Here is a 22,538-nt window from a genome sequence, read left to right as displayed (position 1 = left end):
CTCCTGGTTGTCGATGGTCGTCATCCGTGCAGCCCGCACTCGGTCTTGGCGCGGCCCGCCCAGCGGCCGGCCCGCGCGTCCTCGCCGTCGAGTACGCGGCGCGTGCACGGGGCGCAGCCGACGGAGGCGTAGCCGTCCATCAGCAGCGGGTTGGTGAGGACGCCGTGCTCGGCGACGTAGGCGTCCACGTCGTCCTGTGTCCAGCGGGCGATCGGGGAGATCTTGACCTTCTGCCGCTTCTCGTCCCAGCCGACGACCGGGGTGTTCGCCCGGGTCGGGGACTCGTCGCGGCGCAGGCCGGTCGCCCACGCCCGGTAGCCCTTCAGCCCCTCTTCCAGCGGCTTGACCTTGCGCAGCGCGCAGCACAGGTCGGGGTCGCGGTCGTGCAGCTTCGGGCCGTACTCCGCGTCCTGCTCGGCGACCGTCTGCTTCGGCGTGAGCGTGATGACGTTGACGTCCATCACGGCCTCGACGGCGTCACGGGTGCCGATGGTCTCCGGGAAGTGGTAACCGGTGTCCAGGAACACGACGTCGACGCCCTTCAGCACGCGCGAGGCGAGGTGGGCGACGACGGCGTCCTCCATGGAGGACGTGACGCAGAACTTCGTGCCGAAGGTGTCGACCGCCCACTGCAGGATCTCCAGGGCGGAGGCCTCCTCCAGGTCACGGCCCGCCTGCTCGGCGAGTGCCTTCAACTCCTCGGTTGTACGGTCTTTCTGAGCCGTCGTCATATCCGCTCGTCCCCTCCGTGGTCGGCTCGCTGCAGTCCCCGGGTGAGCAGCCCGAGGAACTTCAGCTGGAATGCGCGGTTGCAGGCCCCGCATTCCCAGGCGCCGTGACTCTGCTCGTGCGGACGCAGGTCCTCGTCGCCGCAGTAGGGGCAGTAGAAGGGCGCGGCACGCTCGCTCACGACAGCGCCTCCTCAGAAGCGCGGGAAGCCCAGGTCGCGAACCGCTCGCCGTCCTCGCGCTCCGCCTGGAACCGCTTCAGCACCCGCTCGACGTAGTCGGGCAGCTCCTCCGCGGTGACCTTCAGGCCGCGCACCTTGCGGCCGAAGGCCGCCTCCAGGCCGAGCGCGCCGCCGAGGTGCACCTGGTAGCCCTCGACCTGCTCGCCCTGGTCGTTCAGGACCAGCTGGCCCTTGAGACCGATGTCCGCGACCTGGATACGGGCGCAGGCGTTCGGGCAGCCGTTGAGGTTGATGGTGATCGGCTCGTCGAAGTCCGGCAGGCGGCGCTCCAGTTCGTCGATCAGCTGCGAACCGCGCTGCTTGGTCTCGACGATGGCGAGCTTGCAGAACTCGATGCCGGTGCAGGCCATGGTGCCGCGCCGGAAGGAGGACGGCCGGGCGGTGAGGTCCAGCGCCTCCAGGCCCTCGACCAGCGAGTCGACCTTGTCCTGCTCGACATCGAGGACGATCATCTTCTGCTCGACGGTGGTACGGACCCGGCCCGAGCCGTGCGCCTCCGCGAGATCGGCGATCTTCGTGAGCGTGGCACCGTCGACGCGGCCGACCCGCGGGGCGAAACCGACGTAGAAACGGCCGTCCTTCTGACGGTGCACACCGATGTGGTCGCGCCACTGCCGCACGGGCTGCTCGGGGGCGGGCCCGTCGGTCAGCTCGCGCTTGAGGTACTCGTCCTGAAGCACCTGCCGGAACTTCTCCGCGCCCCAGTCCGCGACGAGGAACTTCAGCCGGGCGCGGGTGCGCAGCCGGCGGTAACCGTAGTCACGGAAGATCGAGATGACGCCCTCGTAGACGTCCGGGACCTCCTCGATCGGCACCCAGGCGCCGAGCCGCACGCCGAGCTTGGGGTTGGTGGACAGCCCGCCGCCGACCCATACGTCGAAGCCCGGGCCGTGCTCGGGGTGCCGTACGCCGACGAACGCCACGTCGTTGATCTCGTGTACGACGTCCAGCAACGGCGAGCCCGAGATGGCCGTCTTGAACTTCCGGGGGAGGTTCGAGTACGCCTTGTTGTTCAGGACGCGGCGCTTCATCTCCTCCAGCGCCGGCGTCGCGTCGATGATCTCGTCCTCGGCGATGCCCGCCACCGGGGAGCCGATCATCACACGCGGGGTGTCACCGCAGGCGGTGACCGTGGACAGGCCCACGCCCTCCAGCCGCTCCCAGATCTCGGGCACGTCCTCGATGCGGATCCAGTGGTACTGGACGTTCTGCCGGTCGGTGATGTCAGCGGTGCCGCGCGCGAACTCCTGGGAGATCTCGCCGATCACCCGCAGCTGCCGTGTCGTGAGCGCGCCGCCGTCGATGCGCACCCGGAGCATGAAGTACTTGTCGTCCAGCTCCTCCGGCTCCAGCACGGCGGTCTTGCCGCCGTCGATGCCGGGCTTGCGCTGGGTGTACAGCCCCCACCAGCGCATCCGGCCACGCAGGTCGTTCGGGTCGATCGAGTCGAAGCCGCGCTTGGAGTAGATCGTCTCAATGCGCGTCCGCACATTGAGACCGTCGTCGTCCTTCTTGAACTGCTCATTGCCGTTGAGCGGGGTGAAGTGACCCACGGCCCACTGACCCTCACCACGATGACGGCTCACCTTGCGGCGGGGCGCGGGGGCGGCGGGGTTCGGCGGAGTGGCGGCCATGGTTCTACGTCCTTCGGGACCGGTGGGATCAGCTCTGACCTGCGTAGGAGCGCGCACGCGGGCAGGCGTGCGCGCCTTTGCGCAAGAGGAATCAGGTGCGGGGGGTTCTCGGCGGTGCTGGGGCGTCAGCTCGCCGGACAGATGGCGCTGGACATGCGGCCGAGGTCGACGTGCCGCCGACTCACCAAGGCAATTCCAGTTCCAGACATGACGGAAGCGTGTCATGGCAATCTGGACACAGTCCAGCTTCGTCCATCATGCGGACATCCTTGTCCCGAAAGGTGGGACGATGGTGTCGTCGCTCACATGTGCCGCGGGACGGCTTGTCCCGGCTGATCAGGCGGGGTATCAGGCGGGATGCGCCCCGGGCCAGGGTCCCGGTGCGGCCACGTCGGGCTCCAGTTCGACCTTGGTGTCGAACAGCTTGAAGCCGCGCCGCTGGTAGTTGTCCATGGCGAACTCGCCGTCCTTGCTGCACGTATGCAGCCACACCCGCTTCGTCGGGGTCCGCTGCGGCCACCGCTCGGCCAGGTCCCAGGCGCGCGCCGTGCCGTACGACAGCAGATGGCCGCCTATGCGCCGGCCGCGGAAGGCGGGGAGCAGCCCGAAGTAGACGATCTCGACCACGCCCTCGTCTTGCGGCTCCAGCTCCACAAAGCCGGCCGGGGTGCCCCGGTCGTAGGCCACCCAGGTCTCCACGCCGGGCCGGTCCAGATACTCCTGCCACCGGGCGTACGTCCAGCCCAGCCGGTCGGTCCAGCGGATGTCGCCGCCGACCGAGGCGTACAGGAAGCGGCTGAACTCGGGGGAGGGGACCTCGGCCCGGACGATCCGGACATCGCCCTCGGGTGCCGCGGCGGGCAGAAGGTCGCCCGGTGACGTCTGCTCCAGGGACCAGGTGGTGACAGGGACGCTGCTCATGCGGGCCAGGGAATCATCCCGCGACCCGGTCTGTCGATCGACCCGGTCCGCCGCCCTGACGGGGTGTCCCGAAGCCGGCCCGGGTCACCGCGGGGACCGACCCCGGTCATCCCACTGACCGGTCCAGTTCGGCCAGGGGCACGGCGAAGAGCATGCGGTCCGACAGGGACCACACCTCGCCCGTCTCCTGCCAGTAGGCGAGGGACGCCGTCGACTGTGCCCAGCAGCGGTGCGAGCCGTCCGCGCCGCAGCGGGCCGCCTTCGCCCCCGCGGCGTCCTGCCGCCACAGCCCTCCGTGCCCGTTCCATGAGCCGGGCAGACGTCCCACATACCAGGACGCACCCTCCGCTCCGGGCTGCCAGTAGGACAGCACGCCCCGGATCCCGGTCGCCCCGGTCCGGTACGCCTCCACCGCCTCCACCCGGCCGGTGGCGTCCGTGGCGAGCAGCCCGCCGCGCGCCGGAGCCGTACTGAAGGCGTACCGCCACAGCCGGGCGTTCCGGTCGCCCTCCGGTGCGGTCCACTCCGCGGCGACCAGGCTGTCCGGCGCGGTGCCCCGGTCCAGGGACAGCGCGCCGGGGCAGGGCGGGCCGGAGCGGGCGCAGCGGCCCGCGGTGAACCGGTACGAGCCCACCGCCGGCATCACATAGCGGTAGCCGTCGGCGGACCAGCCGCCGGGCACCCGCCCGATCGCCGGCCCGTCGACACTGGTGCGCTGGATCCGGTCGAGGTCATAGACATACAGCGCGTCGGCGCTGCCGGTCCTGGTGGTGACCAGCAGTTTGTCCTCGTACCAGACCATGCCGGAGATCGCTGAGGACAGGCCCCGGTAGTCACGGCCGCCGTCGACCGGCACCACCAGCAGCACCCAGCGGTAGGCGAGGCGGGCGGGATCGTCGGCGTCCACGAAGGCGACCCTGGCCAGGCCCCGCTCGGCGGCGCGGCCGCTGGTGGCGCTGTGGGTCCAGCCGGCGAGCACGACCCGGTGGGTGCCCCAGACGCCGTCGTCGTCGGCGTCCCCGGAGGTGGTCACCGACGCCGGCTGCCAGTCGGTGCCGGTGGCGTCGGCCGGGTCCCAGCAGTAGGCGCGGGTGGCGGCCGGGGTCACGGGCAGGGACGCGTGGTCGGCGGCGGAACAGCCGGCGGACGCGCGCATACCGCGGTCGGCGCTCGCCAGGACGGCGTCCACGCCGACCGGGCGGCCCATCGCGGCCGACAGCCGGTCCAGCGTGCGGGCGGGGACCAGCCGCTCCTGGAGCCGGAGCGGCGCGGTGTCCGCCGGGGACGCGAGCGGCTTGAGCGCGCCCGGGCTGTCGGTGACGTCCGCCTGGGAGGCGCTGATCAGCGTGGCGGCCGCGGTGAGCGCCAGCGCGGTCCCGGCCAGGAACGCGCGCAATGCGGCGCCGCGCCTTCGCCGCCGGTGTCTGCCGCGATGCTTCATCTCGTCCCCTTTTCCAGGACTCCCGCGCCGCCGAGGCGCGCCGGCCGGTGGGGGGCCAACTGCGCCTGCTGATCCGTACGTTGACGTGAGAAGCGGATGGGGAGGCCCATAGAGGATGCTACGGCAGCAACGGTCCGCGCAGGGCCGAGACCCCGCAAATATGCGGAAGAATCGCTCACCGGGCCCCGGCCTCGCCGCCCTGCGCCGCCGTCCGCCGCCGCGTGATCGCCGGTGCCGTCGAGGAAGGCAGCAGGTCACGAGGGTCGTCGGGGAGCATCGTCTCGATCTCCGCGTCGTCGCGGAAACGATACGGCCGATGCTGGAGCAGTTCCCCGAAATACCGCCGGATCCGCGACATCTCGGCCCGCACCGTCACCGTGCGTGAAGGGTCCCCGAACAGATCACCGGCCAGGGCCGCCGCACCGCGGCCCGGGCGGTGCACGGCGAGCAGATACAGCAATTCGGCGTGCCGCGGGCTGAGTTCACGCGACCAGGAACCGGCCGAACCGGACACCGTCAGCGTACTGCGGCCCGGCCGGGCCAGGTCCAGCACGATCCGGGTGACCGTGCCGAGCGGTTCCTCCGCCACCCGCAGCAGCCAGCCCCCGGCCAGCGGCTCCACCGCGCACGAACCCAGCGACGGCAGCCACCGGCGGCCCGGCGCCAGCGACTTGGGCAGCGCGACCCGCCGCACGTACGGCATCCCGGACACGGCCGCCGACCAGCCGTTGCGGTCCACCACCAGCGCCCGGCCGTCCAGCCGGGCCAGTACCGGCGCCGCCACCGACCGCAGCCGCTCCAGCGAGTCCACATGCAGCTCCCGCAGCCGCGCCTCGGCCAGCTTGGCCACCGAGTCCACCCAGGCGAGGGTCGCCGGATGCATGGTCTCCAACGGGCCGCTCACGTCCACGACCCCGATCAGCCGCCCGTCCCGGGGATCGGTGATCGGAGCGCCCGTGCAGGTCCAGGAGGCGTGCGAGCGGACGAAGTGCTCGGCGGCGAAGACCTGTACGGGCCGTCGTACGACCGCCGGGGTGCCCACGCCGTTGGTGCCGACGACGTCTTCCCGCCAGTCCGCGCCGAGTTCGAAGCCCAGGCCGTCCGCCTTGCGCAGCACCTGCGAGGCCCCCTCCCGCCACAGCACCCGCCCGTCGGCGTCCGCGACGACCATGATGTGCTGCGCCACATCGGCGACCGAAAGCAGCCCCTCGCGCAGCACCGGCAACACCGGCCGCAGCGGTGACTCCTCGCGGCGGCGCCGGACTTCGTCGGAGGACAGCAGACCGGATCTGAAGTCGTGATCGGGATCGACACCGCTGCGCAGCATCCGTCCCCAGGACTGCTCGATCACCGGACGGGGCGCGATCCGCGCACGCTGACCGGCGAGTGTGGCGTCGCGTACCTCGCTCAGCAGTCGCGCCGCCTGTGTCGCGTCGACGGCGGCCAGGCGCGCCACGTTCATCGGCGGGTTCACCACGGGGGGCCTCCCGGAAAAGGGCTTCGAACATACTTGTCAAGCCGTCACGGGCGGCGGTTTCCGGTCCGGCTGTGCCTCTCATACTGCCGCTCCGGGCAGGCCGGGGGCACACACTCCGCGCACGTGCGCCGACAAGTTGCAACCCCTTGCAACCCTGGTGGACAGTCGGAGGGTGGCCGAGACTTGACGCGTTCGCGGGCTCGACGAGCCCAGGTGGTGGGGGTGGTGCCGTGTCGGCGCAGCACCACCCCCGTCCGGGGTTTTGGCCGGATTCACGGTTCCGGATGCGGCTTCACGTGCGTTGGCGGGTGCGGGCCGTGTGTGGCTGGTCGCGCAGTTCTCCGCGCCCCTTCAGGTGGAACAGCGCACCCCGTGCTCAAGAGATCGGGCGTGCTCGTTCCACAATCGCCTCCAGATCGAGGCTCGTTGGCAGAGTGCCGAAAGACGCGCCGTGGTCTCCGCCCAGTCGTGAGGCGCAGAAGGCGTCCGCCACCTCCGAGGGAGCGTGGCGGACCAGCAGTGACCCCTGGAGGACGAGCGCGAGCCGTTCCGCGAGCCGCCTGGCGCGGCCCTCGATGGCGTCCAGGTCGGCGAGTTCGGTGAAGAGGTCCTTCACGGCGCGGTCCAGGCGGTGGTCGGCGCCGTGGGCGCGGCCGATCTCGGTCAGGCAGGCGTCCAGCGCGCCCGGCTCCCGTTGCAGCGCCCGGAGCACGTCCAGCGCCTGGACGTTTCCGGCGCCCTCCCAGACGGAGTTCAGCGGGGACTCCCGGACCAGCCGGGGCAGACCCGACTCCTCGACGTACCCGTTTCCGCCCAGGCACTCAGCGGCCTCGACCGCGACGGGCGCACAGCGCTTGGTGATCCAGTACTTGGCGGCCGGCACCGCCAGCCGCAGGAAGGCGCGCTCCTGCTCTCCGCCGTCGTCGTAGGCGGCCGCGAGCCGGAGGGCGAGGGTGGTGGCGGCCTCGGACTCCAGCGCGAGATCGGCGAGGACGTTGCGCATCAGGGGCTTGTCGAGCAGCCGGCCGCCGAAGGCCTCCCGGTAGGTGCAGTGGTGGATCGCCTGCGCCACCGCCTGCCGCATCAGGCCCGCCGAGCCGAGTGCGCAGTCCAGCCGGGTCGCCGCGACCATCTCGATGATGGTCCGCACGCCACGCCCCTCCTCGCCCACCCGGCGCGCCCAGGTGCCGGCGAACTCCACCTCCGCGGAGGCGTTGGAGCGGTTGCCCAGCTTGTCCTTCAGCCGCTGGAGGAGGAAGACGTTGCGGGACCCGTCGGGCAGGACGCGTGGCACCAGGAAACAGGTGAGGCCGGCCGGGGCCTGGGCGAGCACGAGGAACCCGTCCGACATCGGTGCCGAGCAGAACCACTTGTGTCCGGTCAGCGCGTATGCGCCCGGCTCCGCGAGCGGCCGGGCCTCGGTGGTGTTCGCCCGGACGTCGCTACCGCCCTGCTTCTCGGTCATGCCCATGCCGAAGAGGGCGCTGGACTTCTGCGCGGCGGGCCGCAGCTCCCGGTCGTAGAGCGTGGACGTCAGCCGCGGCTCCCACTCGGCGGCGAGCCCGGGGTCGGTGCGCAGCGCGGGCACGGCCGCGTGGGTCATCGACAGCGGGCAGCAGTTTCCCGCCTCGACCTGGGTCCAGATCAGGAATCCGGCGGCCCTGCGGACATGCCCGGACGGCCGGTTCCAGGCGGCCGTCAGACCCGCCGAGACACCCTTGCCGAGCAGCCGGTGCCAGGCCGGGTGGAAGTCGACCTCGTCGATCCGGTGGCCGTACCGGTCGTGGGTGCGCAGCCGCGGCGGGTGCTCGTTCGCCTGCACGCCCCACTCCTGCAACTGCGCCGAGCCCGCGGAGCGGCCCAGCAGGGACAGCTCCGCGCGGACCTCGTCGAGCACCTCCGGACCGGTGTGCCGCCCGACGGCCGCCACCAGGGCCCGGTCGGCGCTGAACAGGTCGTAGCCGACCAGCGGGGGCGGCTGGTTCGTCACGGTGTGGGTGGGGGTGCCTGCCATGATTGCGAACCTACCCGGGACTGCGGCGGTGAAGGCCTCCAGAGTGGCACAGTGGCGTGGCCGGGCGCGCCGGATGCGGTCGTCCGCCCCGGAAGGTGAGGGCGGTCCGGTGCTGCGGATACCTTTGGGTCGTGCAGCCAGCAAGTGAACCCCCCGAACCGCCCACCGGTCGCCTCCACCGGGCCAGAGCCCTCTACCGGAACGTCTCCAAACGCAGGACCGCCTGGCTGCTGCTCAAGGACACCGTCAACTCCTGCGTGGAGTACCGCATCCTGGGCCTGGCGGCCGAGGCGGCGTTCTTCACGCTGCTGTCCGTGCCGCCCCTGCTGCTCTGCCTCATCGGGCTGCTCGCCTACGTCGACAGCTGGACCGGCGCCCACACCATCCAGAGCCTGGAGACCAACATCCTCGACGCCTCGCGGACGGTCCTGTCCGACAAGGGCGTGAAGGAGATCGCCGAGCCGATCCTGCACGACGTGCTGAGGACCCGGCCCGACGTCATCTCCATCGGGTTCGTCTTCGCCCTCTGGTCCGGATCACGCGCGGTGAACGTCTTCATCGACACCATCACCGTCATGTACGGCCTCGACGGCGTCCGCGGCATCGTCAAGACCCGGATGATGTCCTTCCTGCTGTTCATCGTGGCACTGCTGGTCGGCTCGGTGGCGCTGCCCCTGATGGTGGCCGGCCCGGACGCCGTGGTCCGGGTGGTTCCCTGGTCGGAGACGGTGGTGCAGGTCCTGTACTGGCCGGTCGTCATCGTCCTGTCCATCGCCTTCCTGACCACCCTGTACCACGTGTCCGTGCCGGTCCGCTCCCCGTGGATCGAGGACGTCCCCGGCGCCCTGGTCGCCCTGGCCATGTGGGTCCTCGGCAGCTTCCTGCTGCGGATCTACCTCGTGCACACCATCGAGGGCGCCACGATCTACGGCTCCCTGGCCGCATCAGTCGCCGTCCTGCTGTGGATCGGTGTGTCCGCCTTCGCCGTCCTCGTCGGCGCGGCGGTCAACGCCGCCATCGACCGGGTCTGGCCCGCCGCCACCACGGCCGCCGCCCGCGCCGCGAACGAGCGGATCCGCGAGGCCCAGGTCGTCGAGTATGTCGCCCGGGCCGCCGCCGCCCGCGAGGCCGACCCCGACGACCCCGACATGCCCTCCGAGTTCCCCGAGCGCTGGTCCCGCTTCCTGCCCCCGGAGGACGTCACAGCCCGCCTGCGCACCCACGCCAAGCACACCCACCACACGCACAAGGCCAACGGCCGGCCTCCGCACGAGACGGGCGGGGACACGGGCACGGCACACCGGGGGAAGTGACCTGGCGTGCCGTAGGGCATGGCGTGGGCATGCCCCCGGCTGCCGCGGCCTCCCGGGCGTGGTCCCCGAAGTCCCGCGGCGCCCGGCCCAGCACCTGCCGTACGGCGTCCGAGACACGCGCGTTCCGCCCGTCGAGCAGCGACGTGAACAGCTCGACCAGAAACTTCGGGCGGCACGGTCGCCGTCGGTGAGCGCCGCCACAGTCATGGTCATCGGCACCTACCTGATGCGCGGCGAGATCCACGGCCGCCTCCCCGATGCCTGCCACCGCTGCTGACGCTTCCCGCCCGGACGGGCTGTGGGGGCCACCTCTGAGGGCCGTGCCCGGATCTCCACCCTCGCGTTCCACCTGCTTTCCACCCGGTTCTCCACCCGTGCTCCGATCCGCCCGGAACCCCTTCGGAACTAGCGTTTTCCGCAGGTCGGCCGCTTCCGCAGCCGTTACGGTGTCCGGCTGTCCGGCCGTCCGAGCTGAGCGGCCGGTCGTAGGGCGGGCGCTCCTGGAGCGGGGGGGGGTATGCAGGGCTCTGGAGCTCACCAGCGACGTACGCTGGCACACGTGTACGCGGAGCGGGCGTCCCGGCTGACAGGCGCGGTCGTGTGGACGAACACCCCGGATGGGGCCGGTGGCGGGCCCGTGCTGCCCGACGGCTGCATGGATCTGCTGTGGAGCGAGGGCCGGCTGCTGGTCGCGGGCCCCGACACCCGCCCCTACGTCCCCGAGGGCCCACCCCGCTCCTGGGCAGGCGTCCGCTTCTACCCCGGCACCGCACCCGCGCTGCTCGGCGTACCCGCGCACGAACTGCGCGATCTGCGGGTCGACTTGGCCGACCTGTGGCCCTCCGCCCGGGTCCGGCGACTGTGTGAGGGGGTGGAGGCGGCGCCCGACCCGGTGGCGGCACTGGAGGACATCGCCCTGGGCCGGGCCGCGCGGACCACGGCCCCCGACCCGCTGCTGGGCCGGCTGGTGGAGCGCCTGGACGAGGGCCGCCCGGTGGCCGCCACGGCCGCCGAACTCGGCGTCGGCACCCGCACGTTGCACCGCCGCTGCCTGAGCGCGTTCGGCTACGGCCCCAAGGCGCTGGCCCGCATCCTGCGTCTGCAACGGGCGCTGGCGCTGGCCCGTGCCGGGACGCCCTACGCCGAGACGGCCCTGCGTGCCGGGTATGCGGACCAGCCTCATCTCGCCCGTGAGGTGAGGGAGTTGACGGGCATGCCGCTCGGGACGCTACTCGGCGGCGGGTAGCGGCGCGAACAGGTCGACGCCGTTGCCGTCGGGGTCGTGCACGGTGGCGTACCGCTGTCCCCAGAACGCGTCCCACGGCTTCAGCTCCCCGTGGTGGCCGGCGGCCACCAGGTCCTCGTACAGGGCGTCGACCTCGGCGGGCGAGTCGCACCGGAAGGCGAGCCCCACGCGCCCGCCGCCCTGGGGCGGGCGCCAGCCGGAGTGGAAGGAGCGGACGGTTGCCTCGGTGTCCAGGGCGAGGACCAGCCCGCCGGGCAACTCGGCCTCGACATGCGGCTGTTCCTCGGCACCGGGAGGGAAGGCCAGTCCGAGGCGACGGTAGAAGGCGAGGGAGGCGGCCAGGTCGGAGGCCACCACGCCGATCACGGCGAATCGTGCAGTCATGCGGTCACCGTAGGCGGGCGGCCGCCGCCCGGTCTTGAAGGAATCGGACACCCTCGGCGCGTATCGCGGACGCCCTCGCGCGCCCCCACTCGCCCTCGCGGGCCTCAGCCGAAGGTGACCGGTCCGTTGGGGGTGCCCACGGTGAAGGTGAGCGCGACCGGCCCCGGGGCGAGTGTCAGCCCGGTGTTCAGGGCCGCGAGCGGGCCGCGCACCTCCTCCGGGTCCGGGACCGCCGCGGTCATCTCCAGCAGTGGCGTGACCGGCAGGCCCGAGGCGGCCGGGTGGCGGGAGTCGCCCCAGTCGATCAGGAACGGGACCAGACCGGAGGGATGCGCGTGATCGCCGTCGGTCAGTCGCCACCGCAGCACGGTACCGTCCGGCGTGCGGCGGCTCATCAGACGCGCGGGCCCCGGGTCGTAGCCCCTCGCGCGAGCCGTCGTGATCGCCGCATCCAGGTCGGCCGGACTGATCGCCCAGGTCAGCGTGCGCGGCCCGGCCAGCCGGTCGACTCCGAACGGCCGTGGCCCGGCGGGCTCGGGCTGCTCGGGGTCGGGGCCGAGGATCTCCAGATAGCTCCGGCCGCCCAGCCCCACCAGATGGTTGCGTGTGCCGAGCCCGACATGCACACCGCCGGGGACGGGCGTCACCCCGGTCCGCCGCGCGAAGTCGGCGACCGTCGCCGCCAGGTCGGGCGTGGCGAGGACGAGATGGTCCAGGAGCGGGGGAACGGCGTCCATGACCGGCGAGGCTACGGTCACCGGTCCCCCGCTTCAAGGGAGTTGGCCCGGCACCCCGGCCGGCCGGCGCCCTGCGTGAAGTTTCCGCAGTGAAGCGGTTCCGGCATCCGAGCAGATGCTCGGTCGCGCTCACCCCGCCCTGTCAGTTGGCCGCCCCGACCGACCGCACCCCGGCCGGGGGCTCGTGCGGGGGGGCGATCAGCACGTACGGGATGCGCTGGTGATCCAGCCATGCGTACGGCGACGGGGACAGCTCCGCCAGGTTGAACAGCACGCCCGAAGAGCCGCGCGCCGTCAGCTTGTCCAGCCGGCCCTGCTCCAGCCGGCCCCGCTCCGGCCGGTCGGCCCGGGTCCGGGTCGGCCCGGCCGAGACCACCACCTCCAGGCCCGCCTCGTACGCCGCCGCCTCCATCCCGTGCAGCACGGCGCCCGACCAAGGGCTCTCCAGCGAGTGCACCACCAGGTCGACCAGGCCCGGCGTCCTCGTGGTGTCGAAGCGGGGCCGGCGCACATGGCCGAGCCGGTCCAGGGCCCCGGTGACCCGGCGACGGGTCTCCGATGCCACGTCCTCGCGGCCGTCGACCACCTTCGAGGCCCGTGGGCACCGACACCTCGGCCTCCCGGGCCACCACCGCCGGTGTCGGCCCGGCCGGCACCCGCACACTCCCCGCACGGACCACAGAAGCCGCCTCTCCGGCCCAGCCCTCTCCAGGGTCTGCCCACCGGTACAGAAAGCGCTTCCTGCGATAGGTGGGTGTCAACACAGACGTGAAGACACGGGAATTCCCGGGCGGTACGCCGAACGGCCCAGTGCCGGGCCCCTGCGCCGGAATACCTGCGCGCACTGTGATGCTCTGATGTGAACAGGACACTCAGCGTGGCTGTGAAGGACGCAGGAACACGGCGAAGGGCTGGTGGGCGATGACGGAAGACCGGACAGGCCCCGTGGTCAGGACGCCCCACGGGGCCGTACGCGGCCGGTACGAGCAGGGGATCGCGGTGTTCCGGGGCATCCCGTACGCCGCCCCGCCCGTCGGCCCCCTCCGGTTCCGGCCGCCGGAGCCGCCCGGACCCTGGGACGGCGTACGCGATGCCGGCGCCTTCGGTCCGACCGCGCCGAAACCGCCGTACTCCGAGGCGTTCGCCCAGTACCTGTCCGACCCCGAGATCCCCGGCGACGACTGCCTCAACCTCAACGTATGGACCCCCGAGCCATACCCCGGCGCCCGGCTCCCCGTCCTCCTCTGGCTCCACGGCGGCGCCCTGACCAGGGGCTCCTCCGCCGTCACCGTCTACGACGGCAGCACCTTCGCCCGGGACGGCGTCGTCTGCGTCTCCATCAACTACCGGCTGGGCGTGGAGGGTTACGGACTCTTCCCCGACGCACCCCCGAACCCCGGACTCCGCGACCAGCTCGCCGCCCTGCGCTGGGTCCACGAGACGATCGGCGCCTTCGGTGGCGACCCCGACCGGATCACCCTGTGCGGACAGTCGGCCGGCGCCATCAGTGCCGGAGTCCTGCTCGCCGCCCCCCAGACCCGCGGCCTGATCCGGCGGGCGGTGCTGCAGAGCGGCCCGCCCGAGGTCGCCGAGCGCGCCAAGGTACGCCGGATGGTGCGCCGTATGGCCACCCGCCTGAAGATTCCCGCCACTGCCGAAGCCTTCGCCGCCGTCGACCGTGACCTGCTGCTGCGCACCCAGGCCGAGGTCGGCCGGCTCAGCAGCCCGGTGCTGGGCGGACCCGCCTTCGGGATCGTCGTCGACGACGACCTCGTCCCCCGCGACCCCCTGCGGGCGCTCATCGACGGCGACGCCGCCCCGGGCGTGGAACTGCTCATGGGCTGGACCCGGGACGAGTACCGGCTGTGGCTGGTGCCCGGCGGACTCCTCGAACACGTCGACCGGCTCGGCCCCGTCTCCCTGGCCGGCGCCATGGCCCGCTGCCGCGCCGGCCACGAGGTGCCCCGCGGCTACCGCGCCCTGCACCCCGACGCCGGCACCGCCGAGATCGTCGGCCAGATGGTCACCGACCACCTGCTGCGCATCCCGCTGCACCGCCTCGCCGACTCCCGCCCCGGCCTCTCCTACCTCTACGAGTTCGCCTGGCCGTCCGGCCGCCCGTCCCTCGGTGCCTGCCACGCCCTGGAACTGGGCTTCGTCTTCGACTCCGGCGCCACACCCGAATCGAAGAAGCTGGCGGGCGAGGGCGCCCCGCAGGAGCTGTGCGACGCGATGCACGGGGCGTGGGTACGCTTCGCCGCGACCGGCGACCCCGGCTGGGAGCCCTGGGACGCCTCGCATCCGGTACGGATCTTCGGCGACGGTATCCCGTACACCGCATCCGGGCCGCGAGATGCGGAATTCGCCCTCTGGGCGACCGCCACCACCGTCCCCGAACCCGCCCCGGCCCCGGACACCGACACTCGGGCCCCCGGAACGGAACTGGCAGCAGCGGTACGCCGCCTACGGCGTTCGGTAGGCGCCAGACGCCGTTGACGGTGCCTCGAAAGGAAGGGTGGCGAAAACAGGGGCGCGGGGCTGTGTTTGACATGCGGCTCCGCCGCGATGGGGGTCTCCCCGCTCGAGCGCAGTCGAGAGTGGGGGAGCGACCAGCCACAGACGAGCCGCACCCGCCCTGCATGCCCGGCCCCTACGGCGATTCCGCGAAACCGCCGGAGGCAATCGCCGCGATACCCTCCGGCCCCACCCGGCAGCACCCCCCGATCAACCGCGCCCCCGCCTCCCGCCACGCCTTGACCTGCCCGGCGCTGAACGTCGTACTCCCCGTCCAGGCGCGCGCCTCGGCGTCCCAGGCCTCCCCGCTGTTCGGATAGACCACGACCGGCTTGCCGGTGACCCTGGATGCGATCTCCACCGCGGGTGTCACGTCCCGTGGTGCACAGCAGTTCACGCCCACCGCGATCACCTCGTCCACGTCGGCGGCCAGGGCGAAGGCCTCCTCCAGGGGCTGCCCGGCACGCGTGTGCCGACCGTCGACCGTATACGAAAGCCATGCCGGCACCCCCAGCCCGCGCACCGCGCCGAGCAGCGCGGCGCCCTCGTCGGCGTCCGGCACCGTCTCCAGCGCGAGGACGTCCGGCGCGGCGGCGGCCAGCACCTCGATGCGCGGCCGGTGAAAGCGCTCCAGCTCGGCCACGCTCAGCCCGTACCGGCCCCGGTACTCGGAGCCGTCCGCGAGCATCGCCCCGTACGGCCCGACCGAGGCCGCCACCCACAGCGGGCGGTCGATGCCCTCGTCCCCGGCCCGCCGGGCGGCCTCTCGCGCCAGGTCCACGCTCAGCGCGAGCAGCCGCGCCGCGTCCTCGTGCCCGATGCCGCGCCGTGCGAAGCCCTCGAAGGTGGCCTGGTAGCCGGCCGTGATGGCCACGTCCGCGCCCGCCCGGAAGTAGGCGAGATGCGCCTCCGTGATCGCTTCCGGCCGCTCGGCGAGCAGCCGCGCCGACCACAGCTCGTCGCTCAGGTCGTACCCGGCCGACTCCAGCTGGTTGGACATGCCGCCGTCGAGCACGACCGTCCTGGTGGCGAGGGCGTCGACGAGGCTGGGGGAGGCGTTGCTGGTCATGTCACGACGCTAGCCCAAACGGGCCGCCGGGCGGCGGCCCGCGGGCCGCCGGAACCACTCACCCCGCACCGGCCCGAACCATTGACCCCACACTGGCCCGCCCTTACCTTCTCGGCGTTCGGAACCACACCAGCGAGGTCAGGTCGCCGTTGGCCTTGCTCTCCTGGAAGACGAGATTCGCGCCGGTGTCGACGGCGTAGTTCGAGCCGTCGTCGCTCCAGCCGCCGGACTTGCCGACCCTGCGTCCGGTGCCCGAGGGTGCCGTGCGGGTGGGATGAGTCCCTGGGGCGCCCCGACCGGAACCGGGGCGTCCCAGGCCCCGCCAGGAAGGACAGCCGCCGCCGTGATCGAACTGCCCGCCGAGGACCGTGCGTTGAGCCCGTACACCGGATACAGTCGCACCCACTGGGAGGTTGCCGCCGACGCCCTGCTGGCCGCGGTCGAGCCCTACGCCACCCCCGACCGCGCCCTCTACCACCTCCCCGGCGACCATGTGAGCCAGTCCGGCCACCTCTCGGACGGCCTGGAGGGGTACGCCCGTACGCTGCTGCTGGCCGCCTTCCGCCGCGACGAGACCGCGCTCGACCGCTACGCCGACGGCCTCGCCACCGGCCCCGGCGGGGTCTGGCCGCGCATCGGGCACCGCGGCCAGCCGCTCGTCGAGGCCGCGTCCGTCGCCCTCGCCCTGCGGCTGACCCGGCCGCTGCTGTGGGACCGGCTGGACGACTCCGTGCGGCAGCGCACCGCCGACTGGCTGGCGGACGCGCTCACCGCCGAACCCTGGCCGTGCAACTGGGAGTTGTTCCCCGTCACCGTCGGCGGCTTCCTGGCGGAGATCGGTCACCGGCCGGAAGCGGCGCGCAAGGCGATCGACCGTGGCCTGGAACGGATCGAGGGCTGGTACCTGGGCGACGGCTGGTACACCGACGGCGATGGCCGGAAGTTCGACTACTACAACGGCTGGGCGATGCACTTGTACACCGTCGTCCACGCATGGTTGGCGGACGACAGTGAACTGCTTTCTGTATACGGTCGACGGTTGTCATGTCACCTCGCCGACTACGCCCGCCTCTTCGGCGGCGACGGCGCCCCCCTCCACCAGGGCCGCTCCCTGACCTACCGCTTCGCGACGGCCGCCCCGCTCTGGCTCGGCGCCCTGATCGGCCAGACCCCCCTCGCCCCCGGTGAGACGCGACGCCTGGCCTCCGGCGCGCTGCGGTACTTCCTCGACGGCGGCGCGGTCGACGAGCGCGGTCTGCTCCCGCTCGGCTGGCTCGGCCCCGACGAGTCACTTGTGCAGAACTACTCGGGCCCGGCCTCCCCGTACTGGGCGAGCAAAGGGTTCCTCGGCCTGCTGCTGCCTCCGGAGCACCAGGTGTGGACGGCGACCGAGGAACCGGGCCCGGCCGACCGCGCCGACGAGGTGCGCCCGGTCGCCGTCCCCAACTGGCTGCTGCAGTCCACGCGTTCGGACGGCCTGGTCCGGCTGCACAACCACGGCAGTGACGACGTCCGCTACGACCCCTACTACACCCGGCTCGCCTACTCGACCGCGACGACGCCCCACCCGGTGTCGTACGACAACAGTGTGATCGTCGGCGGCGATCCGAGCCGGACGGGGATCGAGCCACTCGGCACGGGCGCGGGGTGGATCGCCTCCCGGCACACCGTGCGCGACGGGATCACCGTCACCAGTCTCGTGGTCGCCGAGGGCGCGGTGGAGGTGCGGGCCCATCTCGTGGCCGGGGCCGCGCCCGGGACGCCGGTGCGGATCACGGGATGGGCGGCACCGGACGGCGCCCTCCGTGCCGAACTGCTCCCGGTGTCGGGGCTGTCGGAGGGCCTGGAGAGCCTGGAGGGCCTGACCGGGGAGACCGGGGCCGGCGGGGCCACGCTGTTCGTGGCGCTGGCCCGGCTGACCGGCGAGCCGGATCCCCGGCCGCTCAGGGACCTGGTGTCCGTGCGAGTGACGGTGGACGACATCGATCACGGGGCTCGCGAGGTGAGCGTCCGCTGGGTGTCCGGCGCGGAGGGCGTCTTCCGGTTCACGGCGTCAGACGGGCGATCGGGAGGTTCGTCGTGGTCGGTGACACCCCGGTGAGCGGGGTGGCGTAGGACGGGGTGACGGCGGTGGCGGTGCGGTTGCAGTCCCTGGTGGGGTCCATCGTTCGGCGGGCGCCGAAGCATTCGCTGTCTAGCGTGGCCGTATGACCGCACAGCCCGCCGTGACGACGTTCCCCGGACTCCACCACCGGCCCGGAGAGCCGCTGCTGCTGCCCAACGCCTGGGACCATGCCTCGGCCGCCGCGCTCGCCGCCCGGGGTTTCCCCGCGATCGGTACGACGAGCCTGGCCGTGGCGGCGGCCGCCGGTCTGCCCGACGGCGCGGGCGCGACCCGGGAACAGACGCTGAGCCTCGCCCTGACCCTCGGCTCGGAGCCGTATCTGCTCTCGGTCGACGCCGAGGACGGCTTCAGCCGGGATCCCGGCGAAGTGGCTGAGCTGGCACAGGAGTTGTGGGCCGTGGGGGCGGCCGGGGTCAACCTGGAGGACGGGCTGGAGCCGAGTGACCGGCTCGCGGCGAAGATCGCCGCCGTGAAGGCCGCCGTACCCGGCCTGTTCGTCAATGCCCGCACCGACACGTACTGGTCCGGGGACGGCGACGAACGGGACACCCTGCGGCGGCTCGACGCCTACCAACAGGCCGGTGCCGACGGGGTGTTCGTGCCCGGGCTGACCGACCCCGGGCGGATCACGGCGCTGGTCCGGCGGCTCGACGTCCCCCTCAACATCCTCTACTCGCCCGCCGGACCCACCGTCGCCCAGCTGGCCGACCTCGGTGTGCGCCGTGTCAGCCTGGGTTCGCTCCTCTATCGGCGGGCGCTCGGCGCGGCCCTGGACGCGGCGGCCGACATCGCCGCCGGACGCACCCCGGGCGGCACCACTCCCGCCTACGCCGAGGTCCGCGCGCTGGAGCGCAATGTGTCGGTGAGCAGGTCCGCGAACGCCACCGGATGATCCACCGTACCCAGGTGTCCGCCCGGGAACTCCAGGAAGGCACCGCCCAGCCGTTCGGCGAGCGACGTGGCGGTCCGGTGCAGCACCTGGCCGCGCGAGTCGACGCCGGCGGCGAGCGTGAGCCCGCCCGGGGGAGCGGTGAAGGACGGCAGATGGGACGTGAACGGGCCCAGCACGCGCGCCAGGAACACCCCGAACGGGGTGGCCGCCTCGCCTTCCGCGGGCGGGCGCCCGTGGCCCTCCAACTGCCCGATCAGCTCGGCCCGCCGCTCCGCCCCGTCCGGCAGCACCGTCACGCACGGCGGTTCGTGCGCGACCACGTGCGCCAGCCGCCCGGGATGCCGGGCGAGCAGGTCCAGGGCGGCGATCCCACCGGAGCTGGTCCCGAGCACATACGCGGTCCCGCCTGCCGGAAGCACCGCCTCCAGCACCCGGTGCGCGCCCTCGCTCCAGTCCGCCACCCGCTGCTCGGGTACCGGCAGGCCGAGCCGGCCGTGGGCGAGCCCGAGCGGGTCGTACGTCACCACGGTGAACCGCGCGGCCAGCCGCTCGGTCAGCGGCCCCAGCCCCATCGGATGCCCGGCCCCGCCCGGCATCACCAGCAGCACGGGACCGCTGCCCGAGACGTCGTGGTGAAGCGGTTCAGTCAACGTCTTCCTCCGTCTCCCGGGGCCAGTGGGTGAGGGTCAGGTGCAGGGCGTCGATCGCCTTGTCCCAGGAGGCCTGTACGTCCCGGTCCGCGCCGAAGCCGCCGGCCGACTCCAGGGCGCAGTAGCCGTGGAAGGCGCTGCGCAGCAGGCGTACGGCGTCGGTGAGGTCGGGTTCCTCCAGGCCGTAGGCGCGCAGCATGCCGTAGGTGATCTCGGCGGTGCGGCGCATCTCGGGGGAGCCGGCGAGCAGGGACTGGTCGATACGGATCTGGGTGGCCGCGTAGCGGCCGGGGTGCTCCAGGGCGTAGGCGCGGTAGGCACCGGCGAAGGCGGCCAGCGCGTCCTTGCCCGCGCGGCCGGCCACGGCCACCGCGATCCGGTCGATCAGCTCACCGCCCGCGTGCAGCGCGAGCCGGGTGCGCAGGTCGGCGAGGCCCCGGACATGCGAGTACAGACTGGCGTCCTTCACCCCGAAGCGGCGGGCCAGCGCGGTCAGGGTGACGTTGTCGAACCCCGCCTCGTCGGCGAGCTCGGCGGCGGCCGCGACAACACGGTCCGCGGTGAGACCCGCTCGGGCCATGGGAGCCTGCCTTTCCGCACTTCCTATGGTCTCTAGGTTGGAGACTAGATATACCAGGAAATGGTCTCGCCCGACGGGCCGGCCGTCAGGAAAGGGGCGCTCGCCTGCGTCTCCGTACCAGCAGTACGGCAGCGGTGGCGCCCAGAGCGAGGGTTCCGGCGCTCGCACCCGCCCACACGGCCGTCGGCAGTCCGCCATCGTCATGAGCGGAACCCTGGGTGACGGTGAGGTAGCTGTTCTTCGTCACTCGCCCGCGGTGGCTGACGACGGTTACCGGATACCTGCCCGGCTTCAGGCCGGGCTTGATCCGCGCCGGGCCCCAGAAGAGCGGGGGGTCCATCTCATGGCCTTTGATGACATCGGACGCCAGCCTGGCCGGGGCCTGGAACGCCGGGGACGTCGCGGTCAGCCGCTCCTCCTCCCCTGGGTCCGGGGACGCGTCCTGCCACTTCACATACATTGTTGTGCCCGCGGCGGCGGTGAAGCCCTTGTCCTGGGCGCGGAGCGGAGAGCCCGTCTTCCCGAAGAACGCGGGGCCTTCGGCGTTGCCCAGGTAGTCGTCGTCGCCGGGGCGCGCCGAGCGGACCTCCAGTCGCGTCCGTGCCTTCCGTCTCCCGTCCCCGTCGGTCACCCATATCGCGTACGTCCCGTCATGGAGGGTGAACGGCAACGGCACGTTCAGGGCGCTGAAAACGCGGGTGTTGTTCCAGGAGTCCTTGCCGCGTGTGAGACGCACCGGCGAGGCGAATGCCGGGGAACGGGCCGTGAAGGAATCCCCGTTCTCCCCTGGGTACAGGTCGTCGAAGAACAGATTGACCCGGGTGCCCGGCCGCCGCGCGCGGCCGTCGTCCACTTCGACGGAGGGGCGCTCGGGCGGCCGGACTCTGATGGTGTCACGGGCCACGACCTTGCCCCGGGCCTTGATGACGAGCGGATACGATCCGGGCTCGGCCGACATCGGGATGGGCGCCTTGACGCCGAGCCCGTCGACCTTCGCGGCAGGGTCGTCCATCCGGATCGGGTGCGCGAAGACCGGCGACTCGGCCACCAGGTGCACGCCCGGCTTTGGTTGGTAGTTGAGCAGGTCGATACCGATGGCCTCTCCGGGGCGGGGCCCCGCAAATGCCTGGCTGATCGTCGGAGGGTCCTCGTGGGCCGCGGCCGGCCCCGCCATGACCCCACAACTCAGCACCCCGCCGCACACACCGACGGCAACCGCCCTCAACCGGCTCGCCCTCATGGCGCCCCCTCTCGTTCGGAGGGGAAGAGGGCGACCTCACCGCGACGGTTGCCAACGGCCCGGCGGTCAGCCTCGATCGCGGCCGGCGAACGCGACGAACTCCGTCCAGAAGGCGGTGCTCCTCGCAGTCGCTCCAGCAGGCTCCGGGTGTCGTCGGGCGCGTCCAAGGTGCGTGCAAGACCGTCTGGGCGGATGTCCCCGCCCGTGTCGGACTCGCTGATCGGCCTCAGGGCGAGGGGTAGAACTGGCGGGCCCAGTGGCGGAAGAGGCCGATGGTCTCGTCGCTAGCGGCGAGGCGGGGGCGCGGCTCGTAGCGTTTGGCGTTCCAGATCGTGAGGTCCTGGCGGACCTTGCTGACCGCGGTCGTCAGCATCGCGCGTGCGAAGGCCCGGTGCAGGGCCCGCCGGGGCAGCGACGCGGAGGCGGCGTCCCGCTTGCGGAGGTCCGCACAGGCCGTCGCGACCAGCATGTGGGTGCGCCGGGGCCCGCTCGGTGTGTGCATGGCCCACAGGTAGCTGATGAGTCCGAGCGAGGGGAGCGGAAGCTCGACGCGGAGGCATCCCAGGCCCGCCATGAGCAACGAGTGGTCGGCCTGGATCCGCTGCTTCAGGGCCGCAGGCCGGTCCGGCCCGAGGCGCAGCCGCGTGTGCAGGAGGGGGCCTTCGGGCGTCGGCGGGTCGAGCTCTCGTACGGTCACGTGGTGCAGGACGGGCAGATGCCGGTAGTCGAGGCTGTTCTCGATGATCTCCTGGGCGTAGGTGCGGACCTGTGTGCTCCATGCGGCCGTCGGAACGACTCCGGCTTGGGCGGTGGCGGGGACTTCCCAGGTGGGTGGGGCGCCCTCCGGCGCGTACCAGACGAGGACGAAGCCGTTGCGCTCGCGGAGGGTGTGGTGGCGCAGGCGGGCGCGCGGCGGGGGGCCGTCGGGCGTGGCGACGCAGGTGCCGTCGGGGGCGAAGGCGAAGTGGTGGAAGGGGCACACCAGATTCTGGCCGTGCACGGTGCCGCCCGCCCCGAGATGAGCGCCGAGGTGCGGACAGTAGGGATCCACCGCGCGGGGCCGGCCGTCGCGGGTGCGGTAGAGGACGATGTCGTCGCCCATGAAGCGGCGGGTCAGGACGGTGCCGGGGGCGAGCTCGCGCGAGCGGGCCAGCCAGAACCAGCCACTGGGGTAGGGGAGTTCATCCCTTATCGTCATAACTGGCAGCAGAACATGAGAAAGGGCGTCAAACGTCGCTTGTCCGGTGAGCTCACTCGTATGAGGTAAGGCCTCTGGCTGTGACTCCTCCCCGAATACCGAAAGCATTACGATCGGTCGCTCTGAGTGAGTA

20 protein-coding genes and 3 pseudogenes are annotated in these 22,538 nt (G+C 72.4%); 5 read left to right on the top strand and 18 right to left on the bottom strand.

Going from position 1 to position 22,538, the window contains the following annotated elements; genetic code table 11:
• Positions 1–20 precede the first annotated feature (20 nt).
• From M878_RS58800 to M878_RS58770, 8 genes are all read right to left on the bottom strand, one after another.
• Entirely contained in the window at positions 21–731 is a 711-nt protein-coding gene (locus M878_RS58800) for a phosphoadenylyl-sulfate reductase (RefSeq protein ID WP_023545859.1), read from the bottom strand.
• Positions 728–910, bottom strand: coding sequence for a hypothetical protein (locus tag M878_RS58795; protein WP_023545858.1), 183 nt, complete (start codon positions 908–910; stop codon positions 728–730). The genes M878_RS58800 and M878_RS58795 overlap by 4 nt, the downstream gene beginning before the upstream one ends.
• Positions 907–2,604 (bottom strand): nitrite/sulfite reductase, encoded by a 1,698-nt coding sequence (locus tag M878_RS58790; RefSeq protein ID WP_031224574.1) that lies wholly within the window; start codon positions 2,602–2,604, stop codon positions 907–909. The genes M878_RS58795 and M878_RS58790 overlap by 4 nt, the downstream gene beginning before the upstream one ends.
• 125 nt (positions 2,605–2,729) lie before the next feature.
• On the bottom strand, positions 2,730–2,813 hold the full coding sequence (locus M878_RS000000101365; RefSeq protein WP_309486338.1) for a putative leader peptide: 84 nt from the start codon (positions 2,811–2,813) through the stop codon (positions 2,730–2,732).
• Positions 2,814–2,952: 139 nt separating this feature from the next.
• Positions 2,953–3,525 carry a GNAT family N-acetyltransferase gene (locus M878_RS58785; protein ID WP_023545856.1) on the bottom strand — a complete coding sequence of 191 codons (573 nt, stop codon included), beginning with the start codon at positions 3,523–3,525 and terminating at the stop codon, positions 2,953–2,955.
• 106 nt (positions 3,526–3,631) lie between these two features.
• Entirely contained in the window at positions 3,632–4,966 is a 1,335-nt protein-coding gene (locus M878_RS58780) for a hypothetical protein (RefSeq protein WP_031224573.1), read from the bottom strand.
• A 175-nt stretch (positions 4,967–5,141) separates the two neighbouring features.
• Positions 5,142–6,428, bottom strand: coding sequence for a GAF domain-containing protein (locus M878_RS58775; protein WP_031224572.1), 1,287 nt, complete (start codon positions 6,426–6,428; stop codon positions 5,142–5,144).
• Positions 6,429–6,819: 391 nt separating this feature from the next.
• A complete protein-coding gene (locus M878_RS58770; RefSeq protein ID WP_023545853.1) occupies positions 6,820–8,457 on the bottom strand; it encodes an acyl-CoA dehydrogenase family protein in 1,638 nt (545 codons plus the stop codon).
• Positions 8,458–8,588: 131 nt separating this feature from the next.
• On the opposite strand from M878_RS58770, the gene M878_RS58765 reads away from it, so the two are divergent.
• A complete protein-coding gene (locus M878_RS58765; RefSeq protein WP_023545852.1) occupies positions 8,589–9,770 on the top strand; it encodes a YihY/virulence factor BrkB family protein in 1,182 nt (393 codons plus the stop codon).
• Between the two features lie 34 nt (positions 9,771–9,804).
• Here the strand turns inward: M878_RS58765 and M878_RS99700 are convergent.
• Positions 9,805–9,930: pseudogene (locus M878_RS99700) on the bottom strand (NmrA family transcriptional regulator); the annotation flags it as partial.
• A 399-nt stretch (positions 9,931–10,329) separates the two neighbouring features.
• On the opposite strand from M878_RS99700, the gene M878_RS58755 reads away from it, so the two are divergent.
• Positions 10,330–11,016 carry a helix-turn-helix transcriptional regulator gene (locus M878_RS58755; RefSeq protein ID WP_023545850.1) on the top strand — a complete coding sequence of 229 codons (687 nt, stop codon included), beginning with the start codon at positions 10,330–10,332 and terminating at the stop codon, positions 11,014–11,016.
• On the opposite strand, the gene M878_RS58750 is transcribed toward M878_RS58755, so the two are convergent.
• The 3 genes and pseudogenes from M878_RS58750 to M878_RS58740 all read right to left on the bottom strand — a co-directional run.
• A complete protein-coding gene (locus tag M878_RS58750) occupies positions 10,999–11,400 on the bottom strand; it encodes a VOC family protein (protein WP_031227383.1) in 402 nt (133 codons plus the stop codon). The two genes, M878_RS58755 and M878_RS58750, sit on opposite strands and share 18 nt — an antisense overlap.
• Positions 11,401–11,504: 104 nt before the next feature.
• Positions 11,505–12,137 carry a VOC family protein gene (locus M878_RS58745; RefSeq protein ID WP_023545848.1) on the bottom strand — a complete coding sequence of 211 codons (633 nt, stop codon included), beginning with the start codon at positions 12,135–12,137 and terminating at the stop codon, positions 11,505–11,507.
• Between the two features lie 145 nt (positions 12,138–12,282).
• Positions 12,283–12,817 (bottom strand): annotated as a pseudogene (locus M878_RS58740) (LacI family DNA-binding transcriptional regulator); the annotation flags it as partial.
• 241 nt (positions 12,818–13,058) lie between these two features.
• Between M878_RS58740 and M878_RS58735 the strand changes: the two are divergent.
• On the top strand, positions 13,059–14,633 hold the full coding sequence (locus M878_RS58735) for a carboxylesterase/lipase family protein (protein ID WP_023545846.1): 1,575 nt from the start codon (positions 13,059–13,061) through the stop codon (positions 14,631–14,633).
• Positions 14,634–14,787: 154 nt separating this feature from the next.
• Here M878_RS58735 and mmuM read toward each other — a convergent pair whose 3' ends face one another.
• Positions 14,788–15,720: a homocysteine S-methyltransferase gene (gene mmuM, locus M878_RS58730; RefSeq protein WP_023545845.1), complete on the bottom strand. Its 933-nt coding sequence runs from the start codon at positions 15,718–15,720 to the stop codon at positions 14,788–14,790.
• Positions 15,721–15,844: 124 nt separating this feature from the next.
• Positions 15,845–15,943: pseudogene (locus M878_RS000000101025) on the bottom strand (rhamnogalacturonan lyase B N-terminal domain-containing protein); the annotation flags it as partial.
• A 123-nt stretch (positions 15,944–16,066) separates the two neighbouring features.
• Between M878_RS000000101025 and M878_RS58725 the strand changes: the two are divergent.
• Together M878_RS58725 and M878_RS58720 are read left to right on the top strand one after the other, a co-directional pair.
• Positions 16,067–17,821 (top strand): DUF2264 domain-containing protein, encoded by a 1,755-nt coding sequence (locus M878_RS58725; protein WP_031224569.1) that lies wholly within the window; start codon positions 16,067–16,069, stop codon positions 17,819–17,821.
• A gap of 106 nt (positions 17,822–17,927) precedes the next feature.
• Entirely contained in the window at positions 17,928–18,737 is an 810-nt protein-coding gene (locus M878_RS58720) for an isocitrate lyase/PEP mutase family protein (RefSeq protein ID WP_023545843.1), read from the top strand.
• Here M878_RS58720 and M878_RS58715 read toward each other — a convergent pair.
• From M878_RS58715 to M878_RS96230, 4 genes are all read right to left on the bottom strand, one after another.
• Positions 18,671–19,387 (bottom strand): alpha/beta fold hydrolase, encoded by a 717-nt coding sequence (locus M878_RS58715; protein ID WP_023545842.1) that lies wholly within the window; start codon positions 19,385–19,387, stop codon positions 18,671–18,673. The two genes, M878_RS58720 and M878_RS58715, sit on opposite strands and share 67 nt — an antisense overlap.
• Entirely contained in the window at positions 19,380–19,967 is a 588-nt protein-coding gene (locus M878_RS58710; RefSeq protein ID WP_023545841.1) for a TetR/AcrR family transcriptional regulator, read from the bottom strand. The genes M878_RS58715 and M878_RS58710 overlap by 8 nt, the downstream gene beginning before the upstream one ends.
• 85 nt (positions 19,968–20,052) lie before the next feature.
• Positions 20,053–21,141, bottom strand: coding sequence for a hypothetical protein (locus M878_RS47400; RefSeq protein ID WP_023545840.1), 1,089 nt, complete (start codon positions 21,139–21,141; stop codon positions 20,053–20,055).
• Between the two features lie 292 nt (positions 21,142–21,433).
• Entirely contained in the window at positions 21,434–22,405 is a 972-nt protein-coding gene (locus M878_RS96230; RefSeq protein WP_023545839.1) for a Rieske 2Fe-2S domain-containing protein, read from the bottom strand.
• Positions 22,406–22,538 lie beyond the last annotated feature (133 nt).

It is taken from the genome of Streptomyces roseochromogenus subsp. oscitans DS 12.976 (assembly GCF_000497445.1).
GTDB lineage: Bacteria > Actinomycetota > Actinomycetes > Streptomycetales > Streptomycetaceae > Streptomyces > Streptomyces oscitans.
Note: the sequence above shows the minus strand (reverse complement) of the source record. Positions and strands in the feature narration are given on the sequence as shown.